Annotated in this window: 18 protein-coding genes; 12 read left to right on the top strand and 6 right to left on the bottom strand. The window is 63.0% G+C overall.

Going from position 1 to position 16,717, the window contains the following annotated elements; genetic code table 11:
* Positions 1–102 precede the first annotated feature (102 nt).
* Together BPNPMPFG_RS31630 and BPNPMPFG_RS31625 are read right to left on the bottom strand one after the other, a co-directional pair.
* Positions 103–846, bottom strand: a complete 744-nt coding sequence (locus tag BPNPMPFG_RS31630) for a DsbA family protein (protein WP_258592460.1) — start codon at positions 844–846, stop codon at positions 103–105.
* A gap of 174 nt (positions 847–1,020) precedes the next feature.
* On the bottom strand, positions 1,021–1,524 hold the full coding sequence (locus BPNPMPFG_RS31625) for a DUF721 domain-containing protein (RefSeq protein WP_258592459.1): 504 nt from the start codon (positions 1,522–1,524) through the stop codon (positions 1,021–1,023).
* A 55-nt stretch (positions 1,525–1,579) separates the two neighbouring features.
* Here BPNPMPFG_RS31625 and mutY point away from each other — a divergent pair, with 55 nt between their 5' ends.
* Positions 1,580–2,758, top strand: a complete 1,179-nt coding sequence (gene mutY / locus BPNPMPFG_RS31620; protein WP_258592458.1) for an A/G-specific adenine glycosylase — start codon at positions 1,580–1,582, stop codon at positions 2,756–2,758.
* Positions 2,755–3,366 carry an HAD family hydrolase gene (locus BPNPMPFG_RS31615; RefSeq protein WP_258592457.1) on the top strand — a complete coding sequence of 204 codons (612 nt, stop codon included), beginning with the start codon at positions 2,755–2,757 and terminating at the stop codon, positions 3,364–3,366. Before mutY ends, BPNPMPFG_RS31615 begins: the two co-directional genes overlap by 4 nt.
* 66 nt (positions 3,367–3,432) lie before the next feature.
* Here the strand turns inward: BPNPMPFG_RS31615 and BPNPMPFG_RS31610 are convergent, their stop codons facing one another.
* A complete protein-coding gene (locus BPNPMPFG_RS31610) occupies positions 3,433–4,566 on the bottom strand; it encodes a site-specific DNA-methyltransferase (RefSeq protein WP_258592456.1) in 1,134 nt (377 codons plus the stop codon).
* 185 nt (positions 4,567–4,751) lie between these two features.
* Between BPNPMPFG_RS31610 and BPNPMPFG_RS31605 the strand changes: the two genes are divergently transcribed.
* Positions 4,752–5,438 carry an HAD family hydrolase gene (locus tag BPNPMPFG_RS31605; protein ID WP_258592455.1) on the top strand — a complete coding sequence of 229 codons (687 nt, stop codon included), beginning with the start codon at positions 4,752–4,754 and terminating at the stop codon, positions 5,436–5,438.
* A 30-nt stretch (positions 5,439–5,468) separates the two neighbouring features.
* On the opposite strand, the gene BPNPMPFG_RS31600 is transcribed toward BPNPMPFG_RS31605, so the two are convergent.
* Positions 5,469–6,212 (bottom strand): hypothetical protein, encoded by a 744-nt coding sequence (locus tag BPNPMPFG_RS31600; protein ID WP_258592454.1) that lies wholly within the window; start codon positions 6,210–6,212, stop codon positions 5,469–5,471.
* Between the two features lie 128 nt (positions 6,213–6,340).
* Here BPNPMPFG_RS31600 and thrC point away from each other — a divergent pair, with 128 nt between their 5' ends.
* From thrC to BPNPMPFG_RS31570, 6 genes are all read left to right on the top strand, one after another.
* A complete protein-coding gene (gene thrC, locus BPNPMPFG_RS31595; protein WP_258592453.1) occupies positions 6,341–7,735 on the top strand; it encodes a threonine synthase in 1,395 nt (464 codons plus the stop codon).
* Between the two features lie 14 nt (positions 7,736–7,749).
* Positions 7,750–9,042, top strand: a complete 1,293-nt coding sequence (locus BPNPMPFG_RS31590) for a M16 family metallopeptidase (RefSeq protein ID WP_258592452.1) — start codon at positions 7,750–7,752, stop codon at positions 9,040–9,042.
* Positions 9,043–9,055: 13 nt separating this feature from the next.
* The gene (locus BPNPMPFG_RS31585; protein WP_258592451.1) at positions 9,056–9,652 is read left to right on the top strand and encodes a GNAT family N-acetyltransferase; all 597 of its coding nucleotides are present in this window, start codon (positions 9,056–9,058) and stop codon (positions 9,650–9,652) included.
* Between the two features lie 3 nt (positions 9,653–9,655).
* Positions 9,656–12,544, top strand: coding sequence for an EAL domain-containing protein (locus BPNPMPFG_RS31580; protein ID WP_319945965.1), 2,889 nt, complete (start codon positions 9,656–9,658; stop codon positions 12,542–12,544).
* A 162-nt stretch (positions 12,545–12,706) separates the two neighbouring features.
* Positions 12,707–12,997 (top strand): type II toxin-antitoxin system ParD family antitoxin, encoded by a 291-nt coding sequence (locus BPNPMPFG_RS31575; RefSeq protein ID WP_258592450.1) that lies wholly within the window; start codon positions 12,707–12,709, stop codon positions 12,995–12,997.
* Entirely contained in the window at positions 12,994–13,299 is a 306-nt protein-coding gene (locus BPNPMPFG_RS31570) for a type II toxin-antitoxin system RelE/ParE family toxin (protein WP_258592449.1), read from the top strand. The genes BPNPMPFG_RS31575 and BPNPMPFG_RS31570 overlap by 4 nt, the downstream gene beginning before the upstream one ends.
* Positions 13,300–13,383: 84 nt before the next feature.
* Here BPNPMPFG_RS31570 and BPNPMPFG_RS31565 read toward each other — a convergent pair whose 3' ends face one another.
* Positions 13,384–13,992 (bottom strand): YqgE/AlgH family protein, encoded by a 609-nt coding sequence (locus BPNPMPFG_RS31565; protein WP_258592448.1) that lies wholly within the window; start codon positions 13,990–13,992, stop codon positions 13,384–13,386.
* A 171-nt stretch (positions 13,993–14,163) separates the two neighbouring features.
* Between BPNPMPFG_RS31565 and BPNPMPFG_RS31560 the strand changes: the two genes are divergently transcribed.
* From BPNPMPFG_RS31560 to BPNPMPFG_RS31550, 3 genes are all read left to right on the top strand, one after another.
* Positions 14,164–14,970, top strand: coding sequence for a protein-disulfide reductase DsbD domain-containing protein (locus BPNPMPFG_RS31560; protein ID WP_258592447.1), 807 nt, complete (start codon positions 14,164–14,166; stop codon positions 14,968–14,970).
* 183 nt (positions 14,971–15,153) lie between these two features.
* Positions 15,154–15,636, top strand: a complete 483-nt coding sequence (locus BPNPMPFG_RS31555; protein ID WP_258592446.1) for a peroxiredoxin — start codon at positions 15,154–15,156, stop codon at positions 15,634–15,636.
* Between the two features lie 59 nt (positions 15,637–15,695).
* Positions 15,696–16,118: a DUF2938 domain-containing protein gene (locus BPNPMPFG_RS31550; protein ID WP_258597006.1), complete on the top strand. Its 423-nt coding sequence runs from the start codon at positions 15,696–15,698 to the stop codon at positions 16,116–16,118.
* A gap of 5 nt (positions 16,119–16,123) precedes the next feature.
* Here BPNPMPFG_RS31550 and BPNPMPFG_RS31545 read toward each other — a convergent pair whose 3' ends face one another.
* Positions 16,124–16,714 carry a histidine phosphatase family protein gene (locus tag BPNPMPFG_RS31545; protein ID WP_258592445.1) on the bottom strand — a complete coding sequence of 197 codons (591 nt, stop codon included), beginning with the start codon at positions 16,712–16,714 and terminating at the stop codon, positions 16,124–16,126.
* Positions 16,715–16,717 lie beyond the last annotated feature (3 nt).

Genomic DNA, 16,717 nt, shown 5'->3' with positions numbered 1-16,717 from the left:
AGCGGGTCTAGCAAAGGTGTCCTGTGGTTTTGCGAGGAGAATCCACGGCAAGACAAGGGCGCGCGCGCGCCGAAGCGCTGCCGCCTCGGCGCTGCCTGGACGTCAGAGCAGAGGGTCGATGATGGCCGACATTTCCTCAATCGACATCGCCCCTTTGTAGGTCTTACCGTTGATGAAGAAGGTCGGTGTCGAGTCGACCTTGAATTCATTGGCGCCGCGCTTCTGGACCGATCTCACATCGTCCAGAAGTTTCTGGTCCGTCAAGCACGCCTCGAAGGACTCCTGTGTAAAACCGGCGAGCTTCGAGATTTGCAGCAGCGCATCCTTGGTATTGGGCACGCCAACCCAGTTCGCCTGCTGCCTGAACAGGACATCGACCATCGGGAAATAGTTATCCTTGGCGCAGCGCGCCAGCATGAAACCGGCCTCGGCACTCGGGTCGAACGGAAATTCGCGCAGGATGTAGCGCGCCTTGCCGGTGTCGATGTACTTGGTCTTCATATCCGGAAAGGTGGTCTCGGCGAAATGCGCGCAATGCGGGCAGGTCATCGAGGCGTATTCGACGATGACGACCTTGGCGTCGTCCTTGCCAAGCTGCTTGTCGGGCAGTGCCCCTGGCTTCAGCAGGTCCGCCATATTCACGGTGCCCTGGGCTTCCGGCGCGGTCGCGGCGGCCGGCGTGGCCGGCTTCGCAGGTGTGGCCGGATCCGCGGGCTTCACATCCGCTGCCTTGGCTTCCTGGCCGGAATCGCTGCAGGCGGCGAGCAGGGCGACCGCCGGAATGGCGGCCAGCGAAGACAGGACGTTTCTGCGAGACAAGCTTTGGCCAAACGGGGCACGGTTCATACGAATCACCTGACAAGGGTTGGATTTTGCAATGCAAATGCACGAAAAGGCGAGAGTTGGCGCGAATTAAGGCATCTCCGTCCCCAATCCAATCGCGAAACCTGACAAAGGCAATCACGAATGCGAGATATTGAAGACAAATCCGAGATGTTGACGACGAAACCATGACTTTCTTCAAGGGGACTTCCTTTCCCCCAGAATGGTGGCGCCGAGCCGTTCCAGAGAGGCGCGCAGCCCATCATCGTCAACCAGACGGACGGTGCCGGACAATTTCGTCTTCTCGGCCGCGGTCAGCGCCCTGAAGGTCGGTTTGCGCTTTCCTTTGTCCTCTGTCACCGGCTTCTGCAGGATCCTGATCCGGTTGATGGCGGTGAATCCGAGGAAGGCGTTGACCCGGTTGATGATCTCGCTGGTCTCATGCTGCAGGTGCAGCGCCGCCATGCCTTCGCAGGCGATGACCAGCACCGCCGGCTCGAACGGATCGTCCTCATGCATGCGGCGCGGCCACTGGATTTTTTCGGGGCGCGAGCGGCTGGCCAGCCGCGGCCCGGCAATCTCTTCCCATGACTGGACGAGGCCGATCGAAATGCCGGCACGCTTGCGCAGCACCGGATCGAGGATCTTGGTCGCCAGATCGCTGACCGGGACGGGATTGCCGTAGGGCGTTCTCCCTGCCATGTACATTCTCCAGCCACGACCTTCATCACTATCGGCCAAGGCCAATTCCCGATCAATGCCACCACGAGACCAGACCCGCAAGGCCACACCCCGAGATAGCCGCGTAGCTGCATCTGGAGATAGCGGCTTAGCCGCATCCCGAGATAGCAACGACATCGCATCCCGCCTGCTCGGCTGGTACGATGTGCATCATCGCGAGTTGCCGTGGCGGATCACGCCGCGCGAGCATGCGCGGGGGGTACGACCCGACCCCTACCGCATCTGGCTTTCCGAAGTCATGCTGCAGCAAACCACGGTCGAAGCGGTGAAATCCTATTTTCGCGTGTTCGTCGAGAAATGGCCCGATGTCGAGGCATTGGCGGCGGCGCCGACCGAGGACGTGATGAAGGCTTGGGCTGGGCTCGGCTACTATTCCCGCGCGCGCAATCTCAAGGCCTGCGCCGATCTGGTCGCTCAACAAGGCGGCCGGTTTCCCGACACCGAGGCGGCCTTAAGGGAACTGCCCGGCATCGGCGCCTATACGTCGGCCGCCATCACGGCGATCGCCTTCGACCGCCCCGCCGCCGTTGTCGACGGCAATGTCGAGCGCGTCATCTCCCGGCTGTTTTCGATCACAACGCCGCTGAGCGAAGCTAAGGCCGAGATACGTGCCCATGTCGAGCGCATGGTACCGGAGAGAAGGCCGGGCGACTTCGCTCAGGCGATGATGGACCTCGGCGCCACGATCTGCACGCCGCGCCGGCCGCGCTGCATGCTGTGCCCTGTGCGCGACGATTGCAGCGCTGTCGTCTCAGGCGATCCCGAACATTTCCCCGTGCGGCTGCCAAAAGCCGACAAGCCTATGCGGCGCGGCGCGGCCTTCGTTGCCGTGCGAAGCGACGGCGCCATTCTTTTGCGCAAGCGCCAGGAAAAGGGCCTTCTCGGCGGCATGACCGAGGTGCCGACGACCGGCTGGACCGCGCGGATCGATGGCGCAACCACCGCAGCGGCGGCGCCATTCCCTGCCAACTGGCGGCGTGCCGGCCAGATAGCCCATGTCTTCACGCATTTCGCGCTTGAACTCGATGTTTTCCGTGCCGAGGTGAGCGGCGCCGCGCCGGTGGGGCATTTCTGGTCGCTGCCATCGGACATTTCGGGCGAAGCGCTGCCCACTGTCATGAAAAAGGCAATCGAGGCTGCGATACCGGGCGCGACGAAAAAGCCGTCGCCACACACTGCAAAGAGGCCTGCATGACTGAAATCCGCCATATCGTTTTCGACATCGGCAGGGTGTTGATCCACTATGATCCGACTATCCCGTTCAGCCGCCTCATTCCGGATGCCGAAGAGAGAAAGTGGTTCTTCGACAATGTCTGCACGCATGACTGGAACATCGAGCAGGACCGTGGCCGGACATGGGAAGAAGCCGAGGCGCTGCTGATTTCAGACCATCCCGATCACGCGGAAAACATCCGCAATTTCCGCCGCTACTGGCACGACATGGTGCCGCACGCCTATGACGACAGCGTCGCCATCATGGTCGGCCTGATCGACAGCGGTCACGACGTCACCATGCTGACCAATTTTGCCAGCGACACGCTGGCCGAGGCGCGCAAACGCTTCGATTTTCTCGAACGGCCGCGCGGCGTCACCATCTCCGGCGAGATCGGCATGATCAAGCCGGATCGCAACATCTATGACCATCACGTCGCCGCGTTCGGGCTCGAGCCGTCGGCCACGCTGTTCATCGACGACAGCCAGAAGAATGTCGACGGCGCCAAGGCGGCCGGCTGGCAAGCGGTGCTGTTCACCGATGCCAAGACGCTTCAAGCAGACCTTGAACGCTTCGGCATAAAGGCCTGATTTGAATCGCTTCCGGCGATCCGTTGCGACTTTGAATCAACGGGAATGCGCGGCAATGGCGGGGGTTCAGGCCCCTGCCCGCTCCATGCCGAGCCGTGCAATGCGGCGAAGCTCGTCAATAGGGGTCAGGCCGCCGCTGCGCTCATAGTGCCAGAAGGTCCAGCCGTTGCAGGCATCCAGTCCCTGCACTTCGGCGCCGATCTTGTGGATCGAACCGGCGCTGTCGCCGATCGCCACGGTGCCATCGGCGCGCACCTTGGCCGCCCAGCGCTTCTTGGCGTCGTAGAGCGTGGCACCCGGCATCACCAACCCGGTGTCGATGAGGCTGACGAAGGCGACGCGCGGCTCGGCGCGCTTGCCGGTGAGCACGGTCAGATCGGCGCCATCCAGCGGCCGCACCGCGTCGATGCGCTCGTTGGCGGCGTCGATATAGGCCTGCTCGCGCTCTATGCCGACGAAATGGCGGCCGAGACGCTTGGCCACGGCGCCGGTGGTGCCGGAGCCGAAGAAGGGATCGAGCACGATGTCGCCCGGTTTGGTCGAGGCCATCATGATGCGGGCAAGCAGTGCTTCCGGCTTCTGCGTCGGGTGCAGCTTGTCGCCATTGTCGTTCTTCAGCCGCTCGCCGCCGGTGCAGATCGGAAACAGCCAGTCGGAGCGCATCTGGATGTCGTCGTTCGATGCCTTCATGGCTTCGTAGTTGAAGGTGTAGCCCTTGCCCTTCTGGTCGCGGGACGCCCAGATCATCGTCTCATGCGCATTCTGGAAACGGCGGCCACGGAAATTCGGCATCGGGTTGGTCTTGCGCCAGACGACGTCGTTGAGGATCCAGAAGCCGAGATCCTGCATCTTGGCGCCGACCCGGAAGATGTTGTGGTAGGAGCCGATGACCCAGATGGTGCCGTTCGGCTTCAGCACCCGCCATGCCGCCAGTAGCCAGGCACGGGTGAAGGCGTCGTAGGCCTCGAAGCTCTCGAACTGGTCCCAATCGTCGTCGACCGCGTCGACCTTGGACTGGTCGGGCCGGTGCAGGTCGCCATCGAGCTGCAGATTGTAGGGCGGATCGGCGAAAATGACGTCGATGGACTTTTCGGGCAGCCGATCGAGCGCCGCGACGCAGTCGCCCTTGAGGATCGTGTCCAGCCATTCGGATTGTTGGGGAGCGTGGGAAAGCTCGTCGAGAAGACGCACGGCAGACATTCTGACACCCAAGGCACGCGTTACAGTTTTACTCTCTGTTATGGTTACCGATCAGCGTAAATATTCGGTGAAGGCCAAAGCTGCGGGTATCCGAATTGCGAAGGTGGCCCTGTTGGTGTATGCCGCGCCGCCTGAGCCTTCCCGGCCCCTTCATCCCTCCCATTTCTCCCATTGTCCGGATCACCATGCCCCAGCCAGACCTTGTCATCTTCGATTGCGACGGCGTGCTCGTCGATTCCGAAATTGTCGCCGCACGGGTCGAGGCGGAGCTGCTGACCCTGGCCGGCTACGAAATATCGGCTGAGGAAATCGCGGAAACCTATGCCGGACTGACCTTCAAGGACATCATGATGCGGGTCGAGGAGAAGTCGAGCATCCCGTTCCAGGCCTCGCTGATCGACCGCGCCGAAGACCTGGTCGACCGCAAATTGCGCAGCGACGTCCGCGCCATCGACGGCGTGCGCGAGGCGGTCGCCGCGGTCACGGTGCCGCACTGCGTCTGCTCGAATTCGCGCTCGGAGCGCATCGAATTCATGCTGGAGAAAGTGCACCTGCTGCCGTTTTTCGCCGGCCGGATCTTTTCGGCCCTGGAGATACCAAGCAAGAAGACCAAGCCTGCCCCTGACGTGTTCCTGTTCGCAGCGGAAAAACTCAACGCCAACCCGGCGAACACTTTCGTCATCGAGGATTCCGTGCACGGCGTCCACGGCGCCCGGGCGGCCGGCATGCGGGTGATCGGCTTCACCGGTGCCGGCCACAGCTATCCCGGCCATGCCGACGCGTTGACGGAGGCCGGCGCCGAAACGGTCATCCGCCGCTGGGCGGAGCTGAAAAGCGTGATCGCGGCACTGTCGGAATGGTCGGACGCCTGAGAAGCGTGCGTCGCGACGCGCTTGCCGAGGCTAATTTGTCACGGCGGCTTTCTTCCTGTGGGTTTTCTTCTTCGGCTTGTCCGTCGTTGCCTTCGGCGCGGTTTCGTCATAGCCGGCAAAGGCTTGGTAGTCCTTCGCCGTCGGCTCAGGCACGACAACATTGGAATCGGTGAAGACGAACTGCGTCGCGACCGAAGGGTCGGTTACCTGGATCTGATACGGGTGGATTTGCGAATAAAGCACATCCGTCCCATGCATCACCGCGACACGGATCGGCATGGTGATGGTGCCGGGAGAAAACTTCGGTCCGGGCACAACCTTGCCGGCGACCGCGATCTTCATCGTCAGTTGCCCGTTGGCGCGCAAGCAGTCACGGGTCACGTCGCTGATCGAAGCCTGATAGATGATGTTCGCAGACTCGTCGGGTGGTGTCGCAGCGGCGTCGGCGGCGGCCTGCGCCTCCTGCGCCTGCTGCTCAGCCTCGGCCTTGTTCCTCGGCTTGCGCATGGACTTCGGCTTTGGCTTCTGGCCGCCCTTGGCATAGGTGTTGAAGAAGGCTGTGCCATCTCGCACCGTCACTCTCGGGCAATAGGCCTGCAACTGGCTGGCCAGGACCTTGGGATCCTGTGGCGGCGGTGGCGCCGTCGGATCCTTCTTGCCGAAACCAAGGCTCATGATGCCATTGTCGCCCGATTGGCAGCCGGCGGCGGCGAGCATAAAGCCGGTGAGCACAAGACCCGCCAAAAAGCGACCACTGAATGTACGAAACGCCATGAAACTGCACTTCCCTCTCGCAAAGCTGGTGACGTATAGCAACCGCGCGGCAAAAATGCGACTGAGCCAGCGCAGAAATTAACCACCTTGCGGTGTATGGAAAAGCCAAGCGGCAATGGAATTGTGACATGCACTATGTGAGTACCCGCGGGGAAGCGCCCGTGCTTGGATTTTCCGATGCCGTGCTGGCTGGCCTGGCGCGCGATGGCGGGCTCTATGTGCCGCGCGAGTGGCCGCAGTTTTCCGCGGCCGAGATCCGTGCCATGCGCGGCCTCGCCTATCCCGATCTTGCCATCCGCGTGCTGTCGCCGTTCCTTGGCGATGAAATCCCGGCGCCCGTGTTCGAACGCCTGGTTCGCGAAGCCTATGCCACCTTCCGCCACGATGCCGTCTGCCCGCTGGTGCAGACCGGGCCCAACACCTTCATCCTGGAACTCTTCCACGGGCCGACGCTCGCCTTCAAGGACGTGGCGATGCAGCTTCTCGCCCGGCTGATGGACCATGTGCTGGCCGAACGCGATCAGCACGCCACCATCGTCGGCGCCACCTCGGGCGATACCGGCGGGGCGGCAATCGATGCCTTTGCCGGCCGCAGCCGCACCGACATCTTCATCCTTTTCCCGCATGGCCGCGTCTCGCCGGTGCAGCAGCGGCAGATGACGACATCGACCGCGCAAAATGTCCATGCGCTGGCGATCGAAGGCAATTTCGACGATTGCCAGGGCCTGCTCAAGGATATGTTCAACGATCACGGCTTTCGCGACCGGGTTGCGCTGTCGGGCGTCAACTCGATCAACTGGGCCCGCATCATGGCCCAGATCGTCTATTATTTCTCCTCGGCGCTGTCGCTCGGCGCGCCGGACAGGCCGGTCTCCTTCACGGTGCCGACCGGCAATTTCGGCGATATCTTCGCCGGCTACGCCGCCAAGAAGATGGGCCTGCCGATCGAGCGGCTGGTCATCGCCACCAACGACAACGACATCCTGGCGCGCACCTTTTCGACCGGCGAATACCGTACCAAGGGCGTGTTCGCGACCACTTCGCCGTCGATGGACATCCAGGTGTCGTCAAATTTCGAGCGCTTGCTGTTCGAGGCCTCAGGCCGTGACGCGGCGACCGTGCGGCGCTACATGGGAAGCCTGAAGCAGTCCGGCGCCTTCACCATCGAAACCCAGGAAATCGCCAGGATGCGATCGGAATTCGATGCCGGCCGCGCTGATATGGACGAGGTCGCCGCCACCATCCGCTCGACGCTGGCCGCCAGCAATTACCTGCTCGATCCGCACACCGCGGCAGCCGTCCATGTCGCGGCAGGCAGGGCGGGTGCGGTGCCGATGGTGGTGCTTGGCACCGCCCATCCGGCAAAGTTCCCGGCCGCCGTCGAAGCCGCCAGCGGTGTGTCGCCCGCGCTGCCCGCATGGCTAGGTGGGTTGATGACATCAGAGGAAAAATACACGGTACTTCCATCCGACCTGAAAATGGTGGAAGATTACGTCGGCCGCCGCGCGCGGGCGGCGCGTTAGGGAGTACTAGCCATATGGGTGTTGAGGTAAGCCGTCTGTCGAACGGCCTGACAGTCGCCACCGAAACCCTTCAAAGCATCGAATCGGTTGCCCTTGGTGCCTGGGTCAAGTCAGGTGCCCGCAATGAACGTGACGAAGAGCATGGCATGGCCCATCTGCTCGAGCACATGGCGTTCAAGGGCACGAAACGGCGAACCGCCTTCGAAATCGCCTCGGAGATCGAGGACGTCGGTGGCGAGATCAACGCCGCCACCAGCGTCGAGACCACCTCCTACTATGCCAGGGTGCTGTCCGACGACGTGCCGCTGGCCGTCGACATTCTTGCCGACATCCTGCAGGAGTCCGAATTCGACCCGCAGGAGCTGGAACGCGAGCAGCATGTGATCCTGCAAGAGATCGGCGCCGCGCACGACACGCCCGACGACATCGTCTTCGACCGTTTCACCGAGACGGCATTTCGCCACCAGACCATCGGCCGCTCGATCCTGGGCACGCCGGAAACCGTCAAATCCTTCACCTCGAAGCAGCTGCACGATTTCATCGAACGGCAATACGGCGCCGAACGCATGGTGATCGTCGCTGCCGGCGACATCAAGCACGACAATTTCGTGCGCGAGGTCGAAAAGCATCTCGGCGGCTTCCGCAGCAAGGCCGACAGCACCATCCCGCAATATGCGCAATATGTCGGCGGCGACTTCCGCGAGGACCGCGACCTGATGGATGCGCAGATCGTGCTGGGCTTCGAGGGCCGCGCCTATCATGTGCGCGACTTCTACGCCTCGCAGGTGCTGTCGATGATCCTTGGCGGCGGCATGTCGTCGCGTCTTTTCCAGGAAGTCCGTGAAAAGCGCGGCCTGTGCTACTCGGTCTATGCCTTCCACTGGGGCTTTTCCGACACTGGCATCTTCGGCGTCCATGCCGCGACCGGCCAGAGCGACATTGCCGAACTGGTGCCGGTCATCATCGACGAATTGCAGAAGGCCGGCGAGAAGATCCTGCAGGAAGAACTCGACCGGGCCCGCGCCCAATATCGCGCCGGGCTGATCATGTCCGCCGAAAGCCCGGCCAGCCGCGCCTCGCAGATCGCCCGGCAGCTGCTTCTGTTCGGCCGGCCGATCGCCAAGGAGGAACTGATGGAGCGGCTGTCGGCGCTGACGATCGAGCGGCTGACCGACCTGTCGTCACGGCTGTTCTCGACCAAGCCGACGCTTACCGCTGTCGGGCCCGTGGGTACGCTGGCGCCATACGAGGCGATCCTCGATTCGCTTGGCGGAGCGCAGACCACGGCCCGCAAGCTCGCCGTCTAAGCCCCAAAGCGTCGTGTTCGCGCTCCCTTTCTTTCGCCGTGACCTGCCGGCACTGAAGGGCGACCGCGTCACGTTGCGCGTGCCATTCACGAATGATTACCGCGAATGGGCGGCGGTGCGCGGCGAAAGCCGTGCCTTCCTCGAACCATGGGAACCACGCTGGACCCCCGATGAACTCGACCGCACCGCGTGGCGGCTGCGCATCAGCCGCTACCGCGAAGACTATGCCCAGGGAACAGCGATCGCCTTCTTCATCTTCGAGAGGAGCAGCGGCAGACTGGCTGGCGGCATCACGCTCGGCAACATACGCCATGGCGTCTCGCAAAGCGGCCATGTCGGCTACTGGATCGGCGAGCGCTTTGGCGGTCGCGGCCTGATGACCGACGCGGTCAAGGTGGTGGCGCGCTTCGCCTTCGATACGCTGAGGTTGCACCGGATCGAAGCGGCCTGTATTCCCGACAATATCAGGTCGATCCGCGTGCTTGAAAAAGCCGGATTCCGGCGCGAAGGACTGCTGCGATCCTATCTCCGGATCAACGGCATCTGGCAGGACCACTACCTCTACGCCCGGATCGCGGACGATCCGCCGGGCGCTGGAACGAAGGACTGATTTTTGACGAATTTCCTGCGAAACGGGCCGCTGTTCGCCTTTGTCGTCGCGACAATCCTGGCGTTGTGCGCGGCATCGTCGGCTTACGCCGTCGAGCCGATCAAGATTGCCCGCGACGACGTCGCGCTCGACCTTTCGGGCGCCGTCGAGATTTACCGGAACCAGGGCGAGAATTTCCAGGTGTCGACCGCTCCCGGACCGGACGGCATCGTGCGGCGCATCGAGGTCGAGGCCAATGACGCGCGTTCGACCGGCGACTGGGCGGTGTTCGCGCTGGCCAACACCACCGACCAGCAGCTCGACCGGCTGATCGTCGCGCCGCATTTCCGGCTGGTGAATTCCGGCATCTTCTGGCCCGATCTCGGCTCGACCCGCATCGCCGCCATCACGCCCAGCGAGGGCTTCGCCCTCGACCGCCAGACCAGCCCGGACGCCGACGTGTTCCGGGTGACGCTGAACCCCGGCACGGTGATCACCTTCATCGCCGAACTGGCCTCGCCCAAGCTGCCGCAGGTCTATCTGTGGGATCCCGAATCCTACAAGGACTCGGTCAATTCCTACACGCTGTTTCGCGGCATCGTCATCGGCATCGCCGGCCTGCTGGCGCTGTTCCTGACCATCCTTTTCGTGGTCAAGGGAACCTCGATGTTCCCGGCGACAGCGGCACTTGCCTGGGCGGTGCTTGCCTATATCTGCGTCGATTTCGGCTTCCTCAACAAGATCATCGAGATCTCGCCCGGCAATGAGCAGATGTGGCGAGCGGGAACGGAGGTGGCGCTGGCGGGAACCTTCGTGGTCTTCCTGTTCGCCTATCTCAACCTCAACCGATGGCACGGCCATTTCAGCTATGGCGCGCTGGTCTGGATCCTCGGGCTGGTGCTGATCGCCGGTGTCGCCATCGTCGATCCGGCGGTCGCTGCCGGCATCGCCAGGCTGTCCTTCGCCGCCACCGCGCTGACCGGGCTCGGCCTGATCATCTTCCTCGGCATACGCGGATATGACCGCGCCATCATGCTGGTGCCCAGTTGGGTCATGGTGCTGCTGTGGCTATGCGGGTCGTGGATGGCGATCACCGGCATGCTCGACAACGATATCGCCCAGCCTGCATTGGGTGGCGGGCTGATCCTGATCATCCTTCTGATCGGCTTTACGGTCATGCAGCATGCCTTTGCCGGCGGCGCGCTACACCAGGGCCTGTTCTCCGACCTCGAGCGGCAGGCGCTGGCGGTTGCCGGATCGGGCGATACGGTGTGGGACTGGGACGTGCTGCGCGACCGCGTCGTCACCAAGCCCGACGTCAGCATCCAGCTTGGACTGGCGCCCAACAGTCTTGGCGGTGCGGCGCGCAACTGGCTGCCGGTGCTGCACGCCGACGACCGCGACACCTTCCGCACGACGCTCGACGTGGTGCTCGAACACCGGCGCGGCCGGGTGTCGCAGAACTTCCGCCTGCGCGGCGCCGACGGCCACTACCACTGGTTTTTGCTGCGCGCGCGCCCGGTCATCGGATCGGACGGCGAGGTCATTCGCTGCGTCGGCACCATGGTCGACGTGACCGAGCAGAAGAAGTCCGAGGAGCGGCTGCTGCACGACGCCGTGCACGACAATCTGACCGGCCTGCCGAACCGCGAATTGTTGATGAACCGGCTGGAAGCGATCATCTCGATCGCCCGCACCGAAGAAAAAGTGCGGCCGACCGTCTTCGTCATCGACATCGACCGTTTCAAGCAGGTCAATGACGGGCTCGGCATCTCGGCCGGCGATACCATTCTGCTGACCATTGCACGCCGGCTGCACCGGCTGCTCAAGCCAAAGGATTCGCTGTCGCGCTTTGCCGGCGACCAGTTCGCGCTGATGCTGCTTTCCGAACAGGACCCGGCCCGCATCGCCGCCGTCGCCGACGCCATCAAGCACGCGATCAACAATCCGATCACCTTCGCCAAGCGCGAGATCGTGCTGACCGCGTCGATCGGCTTGATCACCTGGAACTCGCCGCAGATGTCGGCCGAGGACATGGTCAAGGATGCCGAGCTTGCCATGCACCAGGCCAAGCGCTTCGGTGGTGACAGGATCGAGCCGTTCCGTCCGGCCTTCCGCACTGTCGGCACCGACAGGTTGCAGTTCGAGTCCGACCTGCGGCGCGCCATCGAACGGCGCGAATTCACGCTCGCCTACCAGCCGATCGTGCGGCTGGAGGATGGCAGCGTCGCCGGTTTCGAAGCCCTGCTGCGCTGGGATCACCCGCGCCGCGGCATGATCCCGCCGGCGGACTTCATCCCGGTCGCCGAGAGCTGCGGGCTGATCGTGCAACTCGGCCTGTTCGCCATGCAACAGGCGGCGGAAGACCTCGCCGGATGGCAAAAGCAGATCGGCGACGCGCCGCTGTCGGTCTCGGTCAACCTGTCCAGCCGCCAGCTCATCCGCCGCGATCTGGTCAGCGACGTCCGCTCGGTCATCGCACGCGCCAATCTGAAGCCGCGCTGCTTCCGGCTCGAGCTCACCGAATCGCTGGTGATGGACAATCCCGAACAGACCGCCCATGTGCTGACCAAGCTGAAGCAGCTAGGCATCGGCCTGTCGCTGGACGATTTCGGCACCGGCTATTCCTCGCTGGCCTATCTGACGCGCTTCCCCTTCGACACGATCAAGATCGACAAGAGCTTCGTCGACGACAACACGCCCAAACGCGCGGTGCTGCTCAAATCCATGGTCAACATGGCGCATGAACTCGGCCTGTCAGTCGTCGCCGAGGGCATTTCGGACGAAAGCGATGCGCTGGAACTGCGCCAGATGGGCTGCGAGTATGTGCAGAGCTTCATGTTCGGCGCACCGATGCCGGGCGACCAGGTGCTGAAGCAGCTGAAGGAACAGTATCCGCTGACGCAGGCCTAGTTGGATCTGCCTGGGAGATTGGCCGAAACTCCCATCGCTTCGTCATCCCTCAGAGCGCCGCCATGGTGCAGAATTCTGTTCGGCTGCATCAAGCGGCACATGGAAAAGTGTAGGATTTAATCCTACACTTTTCTATAGTGAGACAGTGAGAGGACTTCCACAATGCGTACGACGCAACAGATGAGCATCACCCTGCCGCCCGAGATGGCGCAGATGGTCAAGGCGAAGGTCGCCTCGGGGGAGTACGCCACCGAGAGCGAAGTCATCCGCGACGGCCTGAGGGCTTTGGCAGCGCGAGACAAGGCTCTGGAACGCTGGCTCGTCGAGGAAGTCGTGCCGACCTTGAAGGATTTCGACGCCCACCCTGAAAACCTTGCTGACGCGGAGGACGTCCGTCACCGCCTCAAGGCGCGGGTCTCGGTATTGACAGCCAAGTCATCCCCCAGTGCATGAAATATACGGTCAAGTTCCACCCAGCGGCCGAGCGTGACCTCGACGAGTTGCTGACGCACCTTGCGCAGGCGGCCGGCGCCACAGTCGCTAACCGGTTTGTCGACCGCATCGTAGACTACTGCCTGGGATTCTCGACGTTCCCTGAGCGCGGCATGCGCCATGACGACCTAGCGCCGGGTCTGCGCACGGTCGGCTGGCGTCGCCGGGCCACCATAGCCTTCACCGTGCGGCAGGATACGGTGGCCATCCTCAGGATTCTCCATGCCGGCCGGACGCTGGAGCTACCGGGGGAGGACGAGTGACATCCAAGGGCTTGGCGCGCCGGAAACCGGAAAGGCACGTCGAGCATAGTCTGGGCCGCCCGAAATTGAATCTGGTTGCGCCACTTACGCGTGTCCGGCGGCGAGGCTGAGATGCGCGAGATCGATGCCAATCGAGGCGAGGATCCGGTCGTATTTGCGCTCGATGTCGGTGTCGAACAGAAGCTCGGCGTTGGCCGGGCATGTCAGCCAGCCATTCTCGGCGATCTCGGTCTCCAACTGGCCGGCGCCCCAGCCCGAATAGCCGAGCGCCATCAGCGCGTGACGGGGGCCGCGGCCAGACGATATGGCGCGCAATATGTCGACGGTCGCGGTCAGGCAGATGTCGTCCGAAACGGTCAGCGACGATTCCACCCGGTAGTCGCCCGAATGCAGGACGAAGCCCCGGCTGCGATCTACAGGGCCGCCATTGCGAACGACGAAGTCGCGGGCCTGCGCCGGCAAGCGGATCGCCTCCTGTTCGTTCATGATGCCCAGTTGCACGAGCAGGTCCGGAAACAGCATCTGCTGCGTCTGGTTGATGATCAGCCCCATGGCGCCTTCATCGCTGTGGGCGCAGACGTAGATGACCGAGCGCGTGAAACGGTCGTCCTTCATGCCGGGCATGGCAATCAGGAACTGATCGTCGAGAAAGCCGCGGCCGGCGGCAGTCTTCTTGTGGCGCAACAAGTCCATGACGATGAAGGTATCGCGTTTCCAAAGCGCCGAAAAGATGCACTGTGCGGGATTCGACCAAAGCCCATGCCACCGGCCGCCAGCACTCCTCTCCTCGAGGTCACGCAAATATGATACCGGCAAGGTCATGAAAACATTGCACGGCCACGAACGGACGCTCAAATCACCGCCATGCAAAGCTTGAAAATCCTGCTGCTCGGCGCCGCCATCGGATCGGCAACCGCTCTCCCCGCTGCGGCCTCCTCATCGGCGTGGTACAACAGCGAAGGCGGCAAGGTCCGGTTGGTGACGAGCGGCAAAGCCGATGCCGCCGGCCGCATCCTGGGCGTTCTCGACATAGCGCTCAAGCCCGGATGGAAGACCTACTGGCGCGACCCGGGCGACGCGGGCGTGCCGCCGCAGCTCGACATTTCGGCCAGCACAAACATCGCCGACGCCCAGCTTTCCTTCCCGGCACCGCAGCGCCATGATGACGGCTATGGGAAATGGGCCGGCTACAACTATCCGGTTTCACTGCCGGTGACATTCACGCTGGCGACGCCGAACCAGCCGGCGATGATCGATGCCGATATCTTTCTCGGCATCTGCGAAACGATCTGCATTCCGGTGCAGACGAGGCTGACAGTCGATCCCGGCTCGGACCCCGACAATGCCGAGGACGCAGCCCTGGTCAAGGCGAGCCTCGCAGCGCTGCCGACGCCGGCAAGACCCGATTTCGGGATCAACGTCCTGCCGGGCGATCATGAGACGCTGATTGTCCAAGCGAGCTTTCCCGGCGTCCCTGAGGCGGCGGATTTCTTTGTCGCTGGCGAGCGGGATTACATGTTCGGTGCTCCAGTTCGCAGCGATAAGGACGGCAAGCTGATCTTCACCGTGCCGATCCTCGACCGCCCTTCGACAACGCCCACCGATGGCGGGCTTCACTATACGCTGACGAGTTCGGCCGGTGCGGTCGAAGGGCTTTTGCCATTTCCTTAGAGCGGGTCGCGCTAAGCGGATTCAAACGACACGCTTTAAGGTCCTCTCTTTGTCCATGTCGTTGTGCCAAAACCGCTGCGCACTTTGGACGACATCTACTGAAGCCGCCTCGATGGTTGCAGGAGGCGGCCGAGTTCGCTACGCAGGAATACGTCCTTCCCCATTTTCCCAAGCGAGGAACTCATGACCATTTCCGTTGGCGACAAGCTGCCCGATGCGACTTTCAAGGAGATGACCGCCGATGGCGCGAAGCCGATCACGGGAGCCGAGATTTTCTCGGGAAAGAAGGTCGTGCTGTTTGGAGTTCCCGGCGCCTTCACGCCGACCTGCAGCAACAACCATTTGCCCGGCTATCTCGAGAACCATGACGCCATCCTGGCACGCGGCGTCGACACCATCGCCGTCGTTTCGGTCAACGACGTCCACGTCATGGGCGCCTGGGCGCGTTTCACCGGCGGTGAAGGCAAAATCCTGTTCCTCGCCGACGGTAATGGCGATTTCGCCAAGGCGATCGGCCTCGACGCCGATTATTCCGGCGGCGGCATGGGGCTGCGCTCGAAGCGGTTTTCGATGATTGTCGACGACGGCAAGGTCACGGCGCTCAATGTCGAAACCAAGCCCGGTGTCGACGAGTCCGGTGCGGCTCATATTCTGGGACAGCTCTGACCGTGACGTTCGATGTCGTCTGGCGTGCCGTGGCGATTGGCATTGGCGCCACGGCGCTGATGGATATCTGGGCCATTTTCTTGCACAAGGCATTTGGTCAACCCCGGCCCAACTGGGGGCCGGTTGGCCGCTGGGTCTGGCATCTCGGCGACAAGGTTTTTCACGACGATATCGGCGACGCGACGCCCTACGCGCATGAAGTGGCGCTAGGCTGGGCCTTTCATTATTTCGTCGGCATCGTCTACGGCATCATCCTGGTGGCGCTGGCGGGAGCGGCCTGGCTGGCGGCGCCGACCTTCCTGCCGGCCTTCATCCTCGGCATCGTCACCGTTGGCGCCGGCTGGTTTCTGCTGGCGCCCGGCATGGGCGCCGGCTGGGCTGCCTCGAAGCGGCCCAACCCGATGCAGATCCGCGCCCTCAACCTGGTATCGCACACGGTGTTCGCGCTCGGGCTTTACGGCACGGCGCTGCTCACCCGCTAGAGAAGTTAACCGTCGCGGCGCTCCGGCGCGTCGATCGGCTGCCATTCGTGGACAACGTGGCGCGCACGAATATCGTACGCGAAGTAGTTGCCACCGCCCGCTGGCTGATCCGCCTCGCGACTGATTTCCCGGCCACTGAGAGACAGCAGCAGAAGCGTTCCCACGCCGCCATGGCCGATGACAGCGATGTCGTCGCCGTCAGCGGTACCGAGCACAGCCTCGACTTCGCTCACGATGCGATGCTGGGCATCGATAGCCCGCTCCCATCCGCGAATGCTTTTGTGCGGATTGGCGAAGAACTGGTGCGCGACCGCTTCGAACTCCGGCGGCGGCAAAAAGCCTGTTGCCGACCGGTCATTCTCATGCATCCGTGCCCTCACCTCGATGGCAAGGCGCAGATGCGTTGCGAGGATCTCGGCTGTTTCCACCGCCTTGCGCTCAGCCGACGACACGATACGCAGGATCGGCCCGACCCATGGCTGATCGAGCATCGCAATCGCTCTCGCTCGCCCAATGTCGGACAGCCCCCAATCCGGCACCGGAATGTTGGCATCGACCTGAACCTGGGGATGGGTGACATAGTAGAGGACCGGCACGAT

This window comes from Mesorhizobium sp. AR07, assembly GCF_024746815.1.
GTDB lineage: Bacteria > Pseudomonadota > Alphaproteobacteria > Rhizobiales > Rhizobiaceae > Mesorhizobium.
The sequence above is the reverse complement of the archived record's forward strand: the minus strand, read 5'-3'. Positions and strand labels throughout refer to the sequence as shown.